At 66.2% G+C, this 14,670-nt stretch carries 14 protein-coding genes; 7 read left to right on the top strand and 7 right to left on the bottom strand.

Translation table 11 applies throughout. The features are described 5' to 3' along the window. Window positions 1-7: 7 nt before the first annotated feature. Both AC1RQK_RS28075 and AC1RQK_RS28070 read right to left on the bottom strand, forming a co-directional pair. Window positions 8-856: an ABC transporter permease gene (locus AC1RQK_RS28075; RefSeq protein ID WP_492375128.1), complete on the bottom strand. Its 849-nt coding sequence runs from the start codon at window positions 854-856 to the stop codon at window positions 8-10. A 4-nt stretch (window positions 857-860) separates the two neighbouring features. Further along, window positions 861-1,958, bottom strand: a complete 1,098-nt coding sequence (locus tag AC1RQK_RS28070; RefSeq protein ID WP_492812466.1) for an ABC transporter substrate-binding protein — start codon at window positions 1,956-1,958, stop codon at window positions 861-863. 250 nt (window positions 1,959-2,208) lie between these two features. Between AC1RQK_RS28070 and soxC the strand changes: the two genes are divergently transcribed. From soxC to AC1RQK_RS28040, 6 genes are all read left to right on the top strand, one after another. Continuing rightward, window positions 2,209-3,474 (top strand): sulfite dehydrogenase, encoded by a 1,266-nt coding sequence (gene soxC / locus AC1RQK_RS28065; RefSeq protein WP_492812464.1) that lies wholly within the window; start codon window positions 2,209-2,211, stop codon window positions 3,472-3,474. After that, window positions 3,461-4,060: a c-type cytochrome gene (locus AC1RQK_RS28060; protein WP_492812462.1), complete on the top strand. Its 600-nt coding sequence runs from the start codon at window positions 3,461-3,463 to the stop codon at window positions 4,058-4,060. Before soxC ends, AC1RQK_RS28060 begins: the two co-directional genes overlap by 14 nt. A 205-nt stretch (window positions 4,061-4,265) precedes the next feature. Then, on the top strand, window positions 4,266-5,183 hold the full coding sequence (locus AC1RQK_RS28055; RefSeq protein ID WP_492812460.1) for a TauD/TfdA dioxygenase family protein: 918 nt from the start codon (window positions 4,266-4,268) through the stop codon (window positions 5,181-5,183). A 115-nt stretch (window positions 5,184-5,298) separates the two neighbouring features. Further along, window positions 5,299-6,333 (top strand): ABC transporter substrate-binding protein, encoded by a 1,035-nt coding sequence (locus AC1RQK_RS28050; RefSeq protein ID WP_370563885.1) that lies wholly within the window; start codon window positions 5,299-5,301, stop codon window positions 6,331-6,333. Between the two features lies 1 nt (window position 6,334). After that, window positions 6,335-7,183, top strand: a complete 849-nt coding sequence (locus tag AC1RQK_RS28045; protein ID WP_492375133.1) for an ABC transporter ATP-binding protein — start codon at window positions 6,335-6,337, stop codon at window positions 7,181-7,183. 19 nt (window positions 7,184-7,202) lie between these two features. After that, on the top strand, window positions 7,203-8,099 hold the full coding sequence (locus AC1RQK_RS28040; protein ID WP_492812457.1) for an ABC transporter permease: 897 nt from the start codon (window positions 7,203-7,205) through the stop codon (window positions 8,097-8,099). A 54-nt stretch (window positions 8,100-8,153) separates the two neighbouring features. On the opposite strand, the gene AC1RQK_RS28035 is transcribed toward AC1RQK_RS28040, so the two are convergent. From AC1RQK_RS28035 to AC1RQK_RS28025, 3 genes are all read right to left on the bottom strand, one after another. Then, on the bottom strand, window positions 8,154-8,699 hold the full coding sequence (locus AC1RQK_RS28035) for a shikimate kinase (protein ID WP_150987212.1): 546 nt from the start codon (window positions 8,697-8,699) through the stop codon (window positions 8,154-8,156). 89 nt (window positions 8,700-8,788) lie between these two features. Next, entirely contained in the window at window positions 8,789-9,613 is an 825-nt protein-coding gene (locus AC1RQK_RS28030) for a 3-oxoadipate:acetyl-CoA acetyltransferase (protein ID WP_492375135.1), read from the bottom strand. 46 nt (window positions 9,614-9,659) lie between these two features. Then, the gene (locus AC1RQK_RS28025) at window positions 9,660-11,543 is read right to left on the bottom strand and encodes a bifunctional sugar phosphate isomerase/epimerase/4-hydroxyphenylpyruvate dioxygenase family protein (RefSeq protein ID WP_492375136.1); all 1,884 of its coding nucleotides are present in this window, start codon (window positions 11,541-11,543) and stop codon (window positions 9,660-9,662) included. 131 nt (window positions 11,544-11,674) lie between these two features. Here AC1RQK_RS28025 and AC1RQK_RS28020 point away from each other — a divergent pair, with 131 nt between their 5' ends. Beyond that, the gene (locus AC1RQK_RS28020) at window positions 11,675-12,442 is read left to right on the top strand and encodes an IclR family transcriptional regulator domain-containing protein (RefSeq protein WP_309404875.1); all 768 of its coding nucleotides are present in this window, start codon (window positions 11,675-11,677) and stop codon (window positions 12,440-12,442) included. 24 nt (window positions 12,443-12,466) lie between these two features. Here AC1RQK_RS28020 and AC1RQK_RS28015 read toward each other — a convergent pair whose 3' ends face one another. Beyond that, window positions 12,467-13,426 carry an AEC family transporter gene (locus tag AC1RQK_RS28015; RefSeq protein WP_492375137.1) on the bottom strand — a complete coding sequence of 320 codons (960 nt, stop codon included), beginning with the start codon at window positions 13,424-13,426 and terminating at the stop codon, window positions 12,467-12,469. 74 nt (window positions 13,427-13,500) lie between these two features. Beyond that, window positions 13,501-14,562, bottom strand: a complete 1,062-nt coding sequence (locus AC1RQK_RS28010; protein WP_492375138.1) for a porin — start codon at window positions 14,560-14,562, stop codon at window positions 13,501-13,503. Window positions 14,563-14,670: the final 108 nt, after the last annotated feature.

The raw sequence follows: 14,670 nt of genomic DNA, 5'->3' as shown, positions 1-14,670 counted from the left end.
CCGCAACTCAGAGCCCCGGCTTGCGCCAGCGCAATACCGCGCGCTCGGCCAGCGCCAGCACCTTGTCCAGCGCGAAGCCCACCGCGCCCACCACGATCACCGCCGCAATCACCATGTCGAGCTGGAACAGCTGCCGGCCGTACACGATCATGTAGCCCAGCCCTTCGGAGGAGGCCAGCAGCTCCACCACCACCAGCGCCAGCCACGCGTGCGTCAGGCCGTAGCGGATGCCGCTCCAGATCGGCGCGGCGGCGGCGGGAAACACCACCCGCGACAGCAGTTGCCAACGCGTGAAGCGCAGCACCCGCGCCACCTCGATATAGCGCGTGGGCACGTTCTGGATGCCCTTGTAGGTATTGAGCGCGATCGGTACCAGTGAGGCCTTGGCAATCAGGATGATCTTGAGCGCTTCGTCAATGCCGACCAGCAGCATCAGCAGCGGCAGCCAGCCCAGCACGGGCACCTGGCTGAAGGCCTTGAAGGTGGGGTAGACGTAATCGCGGAAGCTGGGCGACAGGCCCATCGCCACGCCCAGCGCCAGCCCGCCGGCCAGGCCCAGCGCAAAGCCGAGCGCCACGCGCAATGCGCTGACGGCCAGGTTGGCCTGCAGCTCGCCGCTTTGGTACAGCTCGGTGAGCGTGTGCCAGACGGTGTCGGGGGCGGGCAGCACCTGCGGCGGAATCCACGCGAAACGCGCCGCCACGTACCAGACCAGCAGCAGCGTCAGCGGCACCGGCCAGGCCAGCAGCCACGCGGCATGCTGCCGGGTGGGCCGCCAGCCGTGCAACCGCTTGCCGCGTTGCGCGGGGGCGGTGCCCGCCGCACCCGGCAGCGTCAGGGTATCGTTGGCTGCCATCGCGTCAGGCTCCGAGGATCTTGCCGTTGGGCTGGTAGACCGGCCAGTAGCTCTGCAGGCTCAGGTCGTTCAGCGCGGCCTTCAGGAAGCTCGGGTCGATCCACTGGTCCACGTCGAACTTCGCGCGTGAGAGCCGCAGGCGGTACGCCTGCTCGGTGGCGTCCTTGTAGCGGGTCACCAGGAAGGGGTCGAAGTTCGGGTTCAGCCGCACGCGCAGCGGTTCACCTTCGTAGTCTTCTTTCCAGTGCTCGTAGGGCGTGCCGGCGCGCGCCCAGGTACGCAGCACGTCTTCGCGGTTCTTTTCGTCGGAGGCCCAGCGTGCGGCCTGCACCGCGGTCTTGACCAGTTGCTGGGTGGCTTCGGGGTACTTGCTGGCGAACGCATCGGTCACCAGCACATGGCTCTGGCGCGTGTAGATCGGCGACTGGTTCTTGCTGGAGTACAGGATGCGCACCGCGCCCTTGTCGCGCAGGCGCAGGATATCCATGGCGCCGATGGCGCCGTCGATATCCCGCGTGGTGAGCGCGGCCAGGTAGCCGGCAGTGTCCAGGTTCAGCAAGCGCAGGTCCTTCTCGGCCAGGCCGTTGGCCTCAAGCAGGCGCAATGCCGGCAGATGCATATTGGTGCCCTTGAACAGCGACACGCGCTTGCCGCGCAGGTCCGCCACCGTCTTGAGCGGGGAGTCGGGCGGCACGCCGATATAGATATTGGTGCGCACGCCCGTGGCCAGCACCAGCCGTGTCTTGAGACCGGCGGCGCGCGCCACGATGGCGGGCAGGTCGCCCTGCATCGCAAAATCGAGCTGGTTGGTGCTGATGGCTTCATTCACGGCCGGCCCCGCGCCCTTGAAGAACAGCCATTCGATGCGCGTGCCTGACGGCTTGAACGCTTCCTCCAGCCAGCCGCGCGCATGCGCGATGGCCATGGAGCTGCCCGCGAAAGTGGGCGGCGTGCCGGTGGCCGGCTGCGCCACGCCAATGCGGATCACGTCGGGCCTGGCGCCGCCGCTGGCGCTGAATGCGCTCAGCGGGCTGGCGGATGCGGCGGCACCCAGGCCGGACACGGCAAGGCGTTTGAGGAGGGTTCGTCGCGTGATTGCCATCTTGGATGTGGTCCTGTGTCTTGTGCTCGTGGGGAGAATTCCACCAACGGCTCTCAAGATACGCGGCGCCATCGGCACAGCAGAACGAATGTTTCTGCTTTTGGATATGGCCTGCGCGCATATGCACCACAGATGGCGATGGCGACGCGGCAACGCATATGGGCATGCGCTTTCCTTCGTTCCGTGAGGCGGCGCGCTGGCATAGAGTGCGCCATTTTCGCTATGTGCCGAACGCACAAGGGCTGAGCCAATGACCAGCAACAACGAAAGGAACGGGCAGCCGCAGCCCGGCCGGCGCCGCTTCCTGCGCCAGGGCGCGGGTCTGGGTGGCGTGGCGCTCGCCGCCGGTGCGCCCGCCCCCGCGCGGGCCGAAGTACTGACGGTGCCGCCCTGGACCCGCACGCCCGGCGAGCCGGTGCTGTGGCACGCCTACGGCCAGCCCTCCGCGTTCGAGAAGAACGTGATCCGGCGCAACCGCGGCCCTGCGCCGATGCCCGGCGCGAACTCCTCCATGACGCCGCTGCAGGATCTGCGCGGCATCATCACGCCCACGGGCCTGGTGTTCGAGCGCCACCACGCCGGCATCCCGCAGATCAATCCGGCGCAGCACCGCCTCGCTGTGCATGGCCTGGTGGAGCGCCCGCGGATCTTCACCATGGACGACCTGGTGCGCTTGCCATCGGTCTCGCGCATCCACTTCCTGGAGTGCTCAGGCAATACCGGGCGCGAATGGCGCGCGCCCAGCGCCACTTCGGTGCAGATCAGCCACGGCTTGCTGTCGTGCTGCGAATGGACGGGCGTGCCCCTTTCCGTCGTGCTGGAGGAGGTGGGCGTGCGCCCCGAAGCCGCCTGGCTGCTGGCCGAGGGCGCTGATTCCGCCACCATGACGCGCAGCGTGCCGATGGCCAAGGCGATGGAAGACGCGCTGCTGGTCTACGCGCAGAACGGCGAGATGCTGCGGCCCGAGCACGGCTACCCGCTGCGGCTGTTCCTGCCGGGCTTCGAGGGCAATATGAGCATCAAGTGGCTGCGCCGGCTCAAGCTCGGCCGCGCGCCCTTCATGACGCGCGAAGAGACATCCAAGTACACGGACTCATTGCCGGACGGCAGCGCGCGCCAGTTCACCTTCATGATGGACGTGAAGTCCGTGATCACCTTTCCCGCGCCGGACCACCGGCTGCGCGACAAGGGCTTTTACGAAATCTCCGGCCTCGCCTGGTCTGGCTACGGCCGCATCCGGTGCGTGGAGGTGTCGGTGGATGGCGGGCGCAACTGGCGCGAGGCGCAGTTGCAGGATCCCGTGCTGGACCGCGCGCTCACGCGCTTTCGCCTGCCATGGCGCTGGGAGGGCGGCCCGGCCGTGCTGCAAAGCCGCGCCATCGACGAGGCGGGCAATGTGCAGCCCTTGCCGGACCAGTTGGTGGCCGCGCGTGGCTATGAGTCCACCTATCACTACAACGCCATACAAGCCTGGCGCGTCAGCGCCGACGGGAGCATTGCCAATGCGCGCGCTTGAATCCCACCGTACCCACATTGCCGCCGCCGCGCTGGCGATGGCCGCGGTCTGCGCGCAGGCACAGGCGCAAACCTACGGCATTGGCTTGCTGGCCAGCGAGCGCGATCTCGCCGCCTGGAACATCGATGTCACGCCAGATGGCGCCGGGCTGCCGCCAGGCAGCGGCAGCGTGACGCTTGGCAAGCAGGTCTACGAGAACCAGTGCGCCGCATGCCACGGCTTGAAAGGAGAAGGCAAGCCGGCCGATGCGCTGGTCGGCGGGCACGGCAGCCTGAAAGGCGGTGGCGTGAATGCCAAGGCGCCGTTGAAGACCATCGGCAGCTTCTGGCCGTATGCGACGACGGTGTTCGATTTCATCAACCGGGCCATGCCATACAACGCGCCGCAGAGCCTCAAGGCGGATGAGGTCTATGCCGTCACCGCGTATCTGCTGCACCTGAACGGCATCGTGCCGGCGGATGCCGTGCTGGATGCGCGCACGTTGCCGCAGGTGCGCATGCCGAATCGCGATGGCTTCGTCGCGGACGCGCGGCCCGATACGGCGAACGTGCCGTGCCGCCGCAGCTGTGGCGCACCGGCACGTTGAGACTACGCTGAAATCACGCGAGACGCCCATATGCGATAAGCGAATAAGCGGCAGCGATTACATTCGTTGACCGCTCCAATCCGAGGTCACTACAGTGCAAAGCTTAAGAACAAGCGGTGCAGGCCTGCCTATTGCCTTGAACAGCCAGGTGCGGTGCTGCGCGCGTTTCGCTACGTACTTTCGGTCCCCCGCCTAAGAGCCTGTCATGACGATTGGAACCCACCCGGCCTCAACTTCCCGTGCCACCGCGCCCGCTGCTTTCGCCGGCAACGCCCGGTTCGAGATCCGCCCCTTTGATGCGCCGCTGGGCGCCGAGATCGTTGGCCTGGACCTGGCCGAGCCGTTGTCCGCGGAAGACTTCGCCCGCATCCACCGCGCGCATCTGGACTACCAAGTGGTGGTCTTCCGTGATCAGCGCATTACGCCAGCGCAGCAGCTCGCGTTCAGCCGCCGCTTTGGCCCGCTGCAGATCCATGTGCTGCACCAGTTCCAGCTTGCCAACCACCCCGAGATCCTGATCGTCTCCAACGTGCTCAAGGACGGCAAGCCGATCGGGCTGGGCGATGCCGGGCATTTCTGGCATTCCGATCTCTCATACAAGGAAAAGCCCAGCCTGGGCTCGCTGCTGCATGCCCAGGAATTGCCGGCCGAGGGCGGCGACACCTTGTTCGCCAACATGCACCTGGCCTGGGAAACGCTGCCCGCGCATCTCAAGGCGAAGGTGGATGGGCGCAAAGCCGAGCACACCTACCTGGCCAAATACGCCGAGCTGCAACAGCGCAGCCCATGGCGTCCCAACCTGACGCCCGAGCAGATCGCGCAGGTGGCCCCCGTGCTGCAGCCGGTGGTGCGCACGCACCCGGAGACCGGCCGGCGCGCGCTGTTCGTCAGCGAGCATTTCACCACGCGCATCAAGGGGCTGCCCGAAGACGAAAGCCGCGACCTGCTGGCGCAGCTGTTCGCGCATAGCGTCAAGCCCGAGCATATCTACCGCCACGCCTGGCAGGAGCATGACCTGGTGTTCTGGGACAACCGCGCGCTGTTGCATCTGGCAGCAGGCTGCCCGCAGGCCATGCGCCGCGTGATGTACCGCACGACCATCGAAGGCGATCTGCCCGCCTGAGCGGCATGCGTCGCGCGCGGCGGGGTGGCTTGGCCCGCCCTGCGCTCTATCGAATTCACCGTATCCACCGTATCCGCAGTATCCGCAGTATCCGCAATATCCTCCGGAGTCTCGCATGTCCCTGCTACGTTCCCGTCTTTTCTCCGCCCGCTGGCCGCGTGGCGTCGTCGCGCTGACGCTCGCCGCCGGCATGGCGGCCACGGGCGCGGCCCACGCGGAAGGGAAGATCCGCATCGCCGAGCAATTCGGCGTGGTCTACCTGCTGCTCAACGTGGCGCGCGACCAGCAACTGATCGAGAAGCAAGGCAAGCAGCAGGGCGTGGACGTCAAGGTGGAATGGACCCAGCTCTCCGGCGGCGCCGCCGTCAACGATGCGCTGCTGTCCGGCGCCATCGATATCGCCGGCGCGGGCGTGGGCCCCTTGCTGACGGTGTGGGACCGCACGCACGGCAAGCAGAACGTGAAGGGCGTGGCATCGCTGGGCAATTTCCCTTACTACCTGGTCAGCAACAATCCCAAGGTCAAGACCATCGCCGACTTCACCGACAAGGACCGCATCGCGCTGCCCGCGGTATCGGTATCGGTGCAGTCGCGCGTGCTGCAACTGGCTGCGGCCAAGCAATGGGGCGACAAGGAGTTCAACCGGCTGGACAAGTGGACGGTGGCGGTGCCGCATCCCGATGCGGCTGCGGCCATCATCGCCGGTGGTACCGAGATCAGCGGCCATTTCGGCAACCCGCCGTTCCAGGAGCAGGAGCTGGCCGGCAATCCCAATGCGCGCATCGTGCTGAACTCGTATGACGTGCTGGGCGGCCCCAGCTCGGCCACGGTGCTCTATGCCACCGAGAAATTCCGCAACGACAACCCCAAGACCTACCGCGCCTTTGTCGATGCACTGGCCGAGGCGGCCAGGTTCGCCACCGCCAATCCGGAAGCCGCCGCCGATCTGTATATTCGCGTCAACAAGGCCAAGATCGATCGCGCGCTGCTGGTCAAGATCCTGAAGAACCCGCAGGTGCAGTTCAAGGTCGCGCCGCAGAACACCTTTGCGCTGGCCGAGTTCATGCACCGGGTGGGCGCCATCCGCAACCAGCCAAAATCCTGGCAGGATTATTTCTTCCAGGATCCGGTCACCGCGCAGGGCAGCTGACATGACCGCGCAACCTTCCCCGCTACGCGTGGTTTCCGCGCGCGCTGCCCCCGCGCCGCTGTTGCAGGTCGACGGCGTCTCGCTGGAATACCGCACCCCCGAGCGCGTGGTGCGCGCCACCCATCAGGTCAGCTTCGACGTCCATGCGGCCGATCGCTTTGTGCTGCTCGGCCCATCGGGCTGCGGCAAGTCGACCTTGCTCAAGGCCGTGGCGGGCTTCGTTGCGCCGTGCGAGGGCGAGATCCGGATCGAGGGCGCGCCTGTCAGCGCGCCCGGCGCCGACCGCATCGTGGTGTTCCAGGAGTTCGACCAGTTGCCGCCCTGGAAGACGGTGCGGCAGAACGTGATGTTCCCGCTCATGCAGTCGCGCGGCATGTCGCGCCGCGAGGCGTCCGAATGCGCGTCGCATTTCCTCGGCAAGGTGGGGCTGGCCAACTTTGCCGATGCCTATCCGCATACCCTGTCGGGCGGCATGAAGCAGCGCGTGGCGATTGCCCGCGCGCTGGCGATGCGCCCCAAGGTGCTACTGATGGACGAGCCCTTTGCCGCGCTGGATGCGCTTACGCGCCGGCGCATGCAGGAGGAGTTGCTGGCGCTGTGGCACGACGCCGCCTTCACGCTGCTGTTTGTCACGCATTCGATCGAAGAGGCGCTGGTGGTGGGCAGCCGCATCCTGCTGCTGTCGCCGCATCCGGGACGCGTGCGCGCCGAGCTCAACAGCCACCAGTTCGACCTGGCCAGCCAGGGCGGGGCGGAGTTCCAGGCGACCGCGCAACGCATCCACCATCTGCTGTTCGACGAAGCGCCGCACCCGGCGCCGTCGCCGGCGCGCACCGCGCAGGCGCGCTGAGTCCCTGCCAGGATCGACCATGACGAGCACGCACACGAGCACGACATCTTTTTCCGCCACCACGGTGGTCCGCGCCGAATACGAGTGCAAGCTCGAGCCCTTCACTGCCTTGCCGGTGGCGCGCGCCTTGCCCTGGCCGCAACGCCTGTGGCAGCAGGGCTGGCTGCGCAAGGCGCTGATCCTGGTGGTGCTGGCCTGCCTGTGGGAAATCATCGCGCGCGTGCAGGACAACGACCTGCTGTTGCCGAGCTTTCTCGCCACCGCACGCGCCTTTGCCGAAGGCATCGGCAATGGCGAGCTGCTGACCAAGGCCGGCATCTCCATGTCGGTGCTGTTGCAAGGCTATGCCGGCGGCATCGTGCTGGCCTTCGTGCTGACCACGCTGGCGGTGTCCACCGAACTGGGGCGCGACGTGCTGGACACGCTCACCTCCATGTTCAACCCGCTGCCGGCCATCGCGCTGCTGCCGCTGGCACTGCTGTGGTTTGGCCTTGGCAGCAAGAGCCTGGTGTTCGTGCTGATCCATTCGGTGCTTTGGCCGCTGGCGCTCAATACCTATGCGGGTTTTCGCGGGGTGCCGGCCACCTTGCGCATGGCCGGGCGCAACTATGGCCTGCGTGGGCTGCGCTATGTGCTGCTGATCCTGGTGCCCGCCGCGCTGCCGGCCATCCTGTCCGGGCTGAAGATAGGCTGGGCCTTTGCCTGGCGCACGCTGATCGCGGCGGAGCTGGTGTTTGGCGCATCGTCGGGCAAGGGCGGGCTGGGCTGGTACATCTTCCAGAACCGCAATGAGCTGTACACCGACCGCGTCTTCGCCGGCCTGGCCATGGTGATCCTGATCGGCCTGCTGGTGGAGAACCTGGTGTTCAGGACGCTGGAGCGTGTGACCGTGCGCCGCTGGGGCATGCAGCACTGAGGCGGCGGTAATGGGCAATAGTGCTGTTGCCGGCACGCGGCACCAGGGGCGGCTTCAGGGATCGACCGGAGGCGGCAGAACCCGCTCGCTCAAGCCCAGGCGCTCCAGCACGCGGCCGGCGGCATTCGCCACGCTGTCGCCATGCGGGGGCATGATCAGGTGCGCGGTCTCGCGATACAGCGGGTCGCGCACCTGGAACAGCGCTTCCAGCGTGGCGCGCGGGTTGGCGACCTGCAGCAAAGGGCGGTTGCGGTTGCGCCGCGTGCGGTGCCACAGCTCGGCGGGCGAGGCGCACAGGTAGATCACGCAGCCGCGCGAGCGCAGCATCTCGCGGTTTTCCGGGCGCAGCACGGCGCCGCCGCCGGTGGCCATCACGATGCCGCGGCGCTGGCTGAGCTCATCCAGCACCCGGCTTTCGCGTTCGCGAAAGCCTTCCTCGCCTTCCAGCTCGAAGATGGTGGGTATCCGCACGCCGCAACGCGCCTCGATTTCGTGGTCGGAATCGAAAAAAGGCAGCCCGAGCCGGCGCGCCACCGTCCTGCCGATGGTGGTCTTGCCGGCGCCCATGAAGCCCACGAAGAAGAGGTTATCGAAATCCAAGTTTGCGTTGAGCCGTTTTCGGCTCCGGATCCGGTCTTCTCTACGGTAGCACGAGATGCGTGGCGATCAAAACGGGGGCGGTAAAAAGCTCATGCCAGGCCGAGCAGCTGGCGGGCCTCTTGCGGCGTGGCCACGGCGCGGCCGTACTGCGCGCACAGCGCCGCCACCCGGCCCACCAACTGCGCGTTGCTGGCGGCCAGTGTGTCCTTGTCCCAGCGCACATTGTCTTCCAGGCCGGTGCGGCAGTGGCCGCCGAGCTGGAGCGTCCAGTGATTGACCTCCAGCTGGTGCCGGCCAATGCCCGCCGCGGTCCAGGTCGCGCCGGGCAGTACCTTGCCCAGTTGCGCCACCTGGAATTCGAGGATGTCCTTGCGCGCCGGCAGCGCATTCTTGATGCCGAACACAAATTGCACATGCACCGGTGGCAGCAGCAAGCCCTCCTTGACCAGGTCCGCCGTGTTGTAGAGCATCGCCAGGTCGAAGATCTCGATTTCGGGCTTGATGTGGTAGTCGCGCATGGCCTTGGCCAGCGCGCGTACGAAGTCGGGCGGGTTCTCGTAGACGGTGGTGGGGAAGTTGACCGAGCCCGTGGCCAGCGAGGCCATGTCCGGGCGCAGGTCGAGCATGGCGCCGCGCTGCTCCATGGCGCGTCCGCGCCCGCCGGTGGAGAACTGCACGATCATGCCCGGGCAATGCTTGCGGATGCCCTCCTGCAGCTCGGCGAAGCGCGCCGGGTCCGAGCTGGAATTGCCGGCTTCGTCGCGCACATGCAGATGCACCAGCGTGGCGCCTGCCTCGAAGCTCTGGTGCGTGCTCTCGATCTGCTCGGCGACCGAGATCGGGATGGCGGGATTGTCTTTCTTGCGGGGCACCGAGCCCGTGATGGCGACTGAGATGATGCAGGGATCTTGCATGTGAGGCTCCAATGTGAGGCTCCAATAAGGGATGACGCTGGCGGCTTCAGGCCGGACGACCCTGGCGGTTGCGGCTGGCCAGGGCTTGCGCGGCCATGCGCAGCGAGGCGTTGGCCGCGCCGAAGCCTAGGTAGCCATCGCGCTGCACCAGCTCGAAGAAGAAGCGGTCGTGGAAGGGCTCGGTGTACGCGTGCAGGAATTCACCACCGCCATCCCGGTCGTATAGCAACTGGTGTTGCCTCAGGCGTTCTAGTGCCGCATCGTCCAGCCCGAGCCGGGCGCCGACATCGTCGTAGTAGTTGTCCGGCACGTGGAGCATGGCGGCCTCGGCTGGCGCGACTTGCGCCAGCGTCGCGCACAGATCCGGCGTACGGAATGCGATGTGGTGGATGCCCGAGCCCGCGTAGGCGGTGATGAACCGGCCGGTTGCGGTGCGGCTGCTTTCCGAGACATTGAGCGGAATCCGCAGGCTCTGTTCCGCGCTGACCATGGCGCGGCTCTTGACCAGCCCATAGGGATCGGCGATTTCGTGCAGCGCCTGCGCCTGCAGGCCGAACACCGTCTTGTAGAACAGCACGAAGCTGTCGAGCCTGTGCGGCGGCAGCGCCTGGGCGATATGGTCGATGGCCATCAGCCCCGCGCCCGCGCTGTCGGCGCCGCCAGGTTCCAGCACGAAGTCGCTTTCGTAGATGCTGCGGTCCGATCCCTGTTCGTCGATCAGGTAGAACAGCATGCCGTCGGGCGCGCGCAATGCCGGAATGCGGCGCTCGTGCGGGCCGATGCGCTCGCGCCACTCCTTGCACAACAGGGTCCGGGCACGCGTGACGGCGCGTTGGGCATCGTCCACCTTCAGGCCCAGCGCGCACACGGAGGGGCCGTGCAGCTGGAAGTGCTCGGCCGCGGCGCTGTCCTGCTCGGCATTGAGGATGATGTTGACGCCGCCCTGCCGGTACAGCTCCACCGCCTTGGAGCGGTGGCGGCCCGCATGGCCAAAGCCCAGCGAGCGCAGGCGCGCGCCCAGCTCGCGCCCGGTCACGTAGTCCACCGCGAACTCCAGGAAGTCCACGCCGCCGAAGCGCGGCGGCGCCGGCAGGGGCGGGCCGCCCGCCTCGGACTCGAGCCAGATCAGCGAGCGCAGCCCATCGAGCGCGGTCAGGCGCGCGGGCGCCGCGCGGAATTCGTCATTGAAGATCTCCAGCGAGAGCGGTCCGCGATAGCCCGCGTCCATTGCCGCGCGCGCAAACTCGGTGACGGCCAGATCGCCCTGCCCGGGGAAATTGCGGTAATGCCGGCTCCACGACAGCACGTCCATGCTCATTCGCGGCGCGTCGGCCAGTTGCATGAAGAAGAGCTTTTGCGCTGGCACTTCGCCGATGCCTTCGAGCGTGTCGCCAAGCGCAAGCGTGTGAAAGCTATCCAGCACCAGGCCCAGCGCGGGGTGGTCGGCCTGCCGCACGATTTCCCACGCCTGGCGCCAGCGCCGGGTGTGTCGGCCCCAGGCCAGCGCCTCGTAGGCTACCGACAGTCCGCGTTTCGCCGCAGCCTCGGCCATGGCGCGCAGGTCGGCCGCCGCGCGCGCGGGATCGTCGATGGCGATCTCTTGCACATTGCTGCAGACCAGCACCATGCGCGCGCCGAGCTCTTCCATCACGTCGAACTTGCGCTCAGCCCGTGCCATGTTGCGCTCGCGGATCGCATCCGGCATGGCCTCGAAATCGCGCAAGGGCTGGTACAGCATGATGGCCAGGCCGAGGTCGGCCGCGATGCGGCGCACGTCGGCTGGCGAGCCGTCGAAGTTCAGCAGGTCGTTCTCGAAGATCTCGACCCCATCGAAGCCGGCCGCGGCGGCGGCCTCAAGTTTTTCAGGAAGCGTCCCGGAGAGCGATACGGTGGCGATTGATTTCGGGTGGCGCCAGATTGTGGTGTCCATGTCAGATCCTGCGTGCTTCGTGTAGGGCAAGATTAGGACTGATCGTAGGTGACAACAAGCGCAATTCGCGCGTAGGCGTGCGACAATCGCGCGTATGCGAGCGACTGGCGCTCGGGATTAGGGTTTTCGCTATGGATAAAGAACCATTGAGCCGTCGGGACTGGATTGCCGGGCTGGAGAAGGGCCTGGCCATCCTGGAGGCATTCGATAACGACCACCCACGCCTGACACCCACGCAGGCGGCCCAGCTCACCGGTCTCACGCGCACCGCGGCGCGGCGTTACCTGCTCACGCTGGAGCATCTGGGCTACACCACCAGCGATGGCACCTTGTTCAGCCTCACCCCGCGCGTGCTCAAGGTCGGGTGGTCGTACTTCGACTCCGCGCGCCTGCCGCGCACCGTGCAGCCTTTCCTGCAGCAGATCACCGCCGCCGTTGGCGAGCCGGCTTACCTGAGCGTGCTGGACGACTGGGAACTGGTGTTTATCTGCCGCACCGGCACCAGCCGGGTGATGAACACAGGCTTCGTGCTAGGCGCGCGCGTGCCGGCGCCGCTGGCGTCAGCCGGCGTGATGATGCTGGCGTCCGAGCCGGAGGATAAGGTCAAGGCCTGGCTGGAAGGCTGCGTGCTCACGCCTTACACGCCGTACACAATCATGCAGCAGGATCGGCTGATGGCGGAAATCCGCCGTGCCGGCGCCCAGGGTTATGCCTTGGTCGAGCAGCAGTTGCAGATCGGCGTGCGGGGGGTGGCGGTGCCGCTGCGGGATCGCCATGGGAAGGTGATCGCCGCGCTCAGCGTGAATATGCAGATCGGGGACGAGAGCGCGGAGCAGGCGCTGGAGCGGGTGCTGCGGGTGCTGCAGGATACGGCGATCTCGATCATGCGGGTATTGTGAGACTCGCCGCGCCCGGCAAGCCTGTCAGGGGAGCGCGTGAAATGCACCGAGCAAAAAGAGCAACGCGCTCAGCGTGAAGAAGGAAGCGATGGTTGTGATCAGCAAGGTCACAGCGCTGAAATCCTCCTGCCCGTAGGCCTGGCCCAGGGTGGCGTAGATGCCCATCATGGGCATGGCCGCCATCAGCACGGCCGCTGCGCTAAGCGAGCGGTCGATCTCAGGCAGCCCGAGCATCGGCAGCATCGTGATCGCCAGCAATACGCACAACGGATGCAGCACCAGCTTGCCCACGACAATGGGCACAATCCGCGAGCCGAGCCCGCCCATGGGCAGTCCGACCAGCGTGCCGCCGATGACAAACAGGGAGAGCGCACTGCAGGCGGTTGCCAGCGTATCGACGGTACGCGTGACCGGCGCGGGCAATGTCAAGCCAAGCACCGACACCGCCAGCCCCGCGAGCAAGCCAAGGATCAGCGGGTTGCAGATCAGCCGGGCCAGCGCTTTGCCTAACGTTTGCCACCCGCCCGTGCTGCCCGGTTTGCGCTCCGCCATGAAGAGCAGGAAAGGAATCACCAGCAGGTTTTCCACCACCATGTTGAGCGCGAGCGAAACGCCCGCTACCGGCGCCAGCGTCAACAGGAGGATGGGATAGCCGATGAACCCGCTGTTCGAGCACGACATGCCCATCGCATAGAACGCGCTGGTGGCCGGATTCAGCCGGCTGACGCGGCGGCACCAGGCATAGCCCAGGCCGATCACCGCCCACGATCCGATGCAATAGGCAAGCAGGTAGCTGACGTTGAGAATCTCGCCAACCTGGCGTTGCGACAGCGCGCGCAATAGCAGCGCCGGCAATGCCAGGTTGATCACGAACTTCCCGAACACGCGCATGTCGGCCTTGGCAAACAGCCCGGCGCGGGTCGTCGCGAATCCGATCAGAATGAGGATGTAGATCGGCGCGATGATCGCCAGGATATTTAACATGCGAGTCTTGTCTGTATTCTTGTCTGTATTCTTGCCGGCCTATCTGCTTGCCTGTCTATGTCCGGCTATGCGCCTCAGAACTTGTGCCGCAGGCCGGCCATGAAGCCCAGCCGGGTCGTGTTGCCGAACATATTGCCGCTGTTGTTGAAGTTTGGCGAGCTGTTCAGCGGGATCCAGGCGCCGCTCAGGTGGGTGTAATCCACTGCCACATAGACGTCCGTGCGCTTGCTGAAGTTGTAGTCCAGCATGCCGGCGGTGGTCATGCGCTTGCCGCTCTCGCCGGCATGCTTGAGCCAGTCGTACTGGAAGGTGCCGATCAAGCTGAGGGCTTCGGTGATATTCACGCGCGTGCCGATATAGCCCACGTTGCTGCGGTAGTCGGCCACATCCAGGCGGTTGTTGGTATAGCCCAGGTAATACTGCGCGCGCGACGCTTTCCAGGTACCCCCCAGGCCCCACACGGTTTGCTTGCTGGCCTGCGCGGCCGGCACGGCGCCGAAGAAGGCGGAGGAGACATCGTGCGTGACCTGGTAGACAGCGCCAACCTCGATGGGCCCGGTGCTGTAGACCAGCGAGCCGGCACTGGCGTTGCTGGCCTTGATGCTGCCCGCGACCTCGCCGAAGGTATAGGCCGCCGCCGCCTGCAGCCCGCCGAACGATTTGATGTACTTGATGGTGTTGTCGTAGCGCAGGCCGGTGTAGTTGCCGCCCTGGTAGCCGACGATGGAGTTGTTGGCGAAGGCCATGGCCTCGTAGGAGGACAGGATTTCGTGGGCGAGCGTGTATTGCCGGCCCAGCGCAAGCTTGCCGAAATCGCCGTCCAGGCCGATCACCGCGGTGCGCCCGAACAGGCGGCCGCCTTGCTGGCTGCTGCCGGTATCCGGGCTGAAACCCGATTCGAGGATGTAAAAGGCCTTCAGGTTGTTGCCGAGATCTTCGGTGCCGCGCAGGCCCCAGCGGCTGCCGGTGAGTTCGCCATCGGTCATTTCCCACTTGCTGTTGCCGGCGGCGTTCGCGTGGGTGCTGTAGCGGATGGTGGTGTCGACAAGACCATACAGGGTGACGCTGGATTGCTGGGCGAATGCGGGCAGGGCGGCGCTCCCCAGAACGAGCAGGGCGGCGGCTTTCTTGTTCATGTCGATACTCCTCCAGATACTTTTCATGTGGATATCAATATTGATATTGATTTTTTTAAAACGTGGGCTTGGTAATTCGATTCAATTCGATTTCATTCGATTGCGCTT

The organism is Cupriavidus sp. GW822-FHT02D05, assembly GCF_058802485.1.
This window is presented reverse-complemented; position numbering and strand designations above follow the sequence as displayed.

Bases quoted from the DNA above. Each gene is read 5' to 3' on its own strand.
- AC1RQK_RS28020 (WP_309404875.1), top strand. From the start codon at position 11,675: ATGGATAAAGAACCATTGAGCCGTCGGGACTGGATTGCCGGGCTGGAG.
- AC1RQK_RS28050 (WP_370563885.1), top strand. From the start codon at position 5,299: ATGTCCCTGCTACGTTCCCGTCTTTTCTCCGCCCGCTGGCCGCGTGGC.
- AC1RQK_RS28045 (WP_492375133.1), top strand. From the start codon at position 6,335: ATGACCGCGCAACCTTCCCCGCTACGCGTGGTTTCCGCGCGCGCTGCC.
- AC1RQK_RS28015 (WP_492375137.1), bottom strand. From the start codon at position 13,426: ATGTTAAATATCCTGGCGATCATCGCGCCGATCTACATCCTCATTCTG.
- AC1RQK_RS28040 (WP_492812457.1), top strand. From the start codon at position 7,203: ATGACGAGCACGCACACGAGCACGACATCTTTTTCCGCCACCACGGTG.
- AC1RQK_RS28070 (WP_492812466.1), bottom strand. From the start codon at position 1,958: ATGGCAATCACGCGACGAACCCTCCTCAAACGCCTTGCCGTGTCCGGC.
- AC1RQK_RS28075 (WP_492375128.1), bottom strand. From the start codon at position 856: ATGGCAGCCAACGATACCCTGACGCTGCCGGGTGCGGCGGGCACCGCC.
- AC1RQK_RS28060 (WP_492812462.1), top strand. From the start codon at position 3,461: ATGCGCGCGCTTGAATCCCACCGTACCCACATTGCCGCCGCCGCGCTG.
- AC1RQK_RS28025 (WP_492375136.1), bottom strand. From the start codon at position 11,543: ATGGACACCACAATCTGGCGCCACCCGAAATCAATCGCCACCGTATCG.
- AC1RQK_RS28010 (WP_492375138.1), bottom strand. From the start codon at position 14,562: ATGAACAAGAAAGCCGCCGCCCTGCTCGTTCTGGGGAGCGCCGCCCTG.
- AC1RQK_RS28055 (WP_492812460.1), top strand. From the start codon at position 4,266: ATGACGATTGGAACCCACCCGGCCTCAACTTCCCGTGCCACCGCGCCC.
- soxC (WP_492812464.1), top strand. From the start codon at position 2,209: ATGACCAGCAACAACGAAAGGAACGGGCAGCCGCAGCCCGGCCGGCGC.
- AC1RQK_RS28030 (WP_492375135.1), bottom strand. From the start codon at position 9,613: ATGCAAGATCCCTGCATCATCTCAGTCGCCATCACGGGCTCGGTGCCC.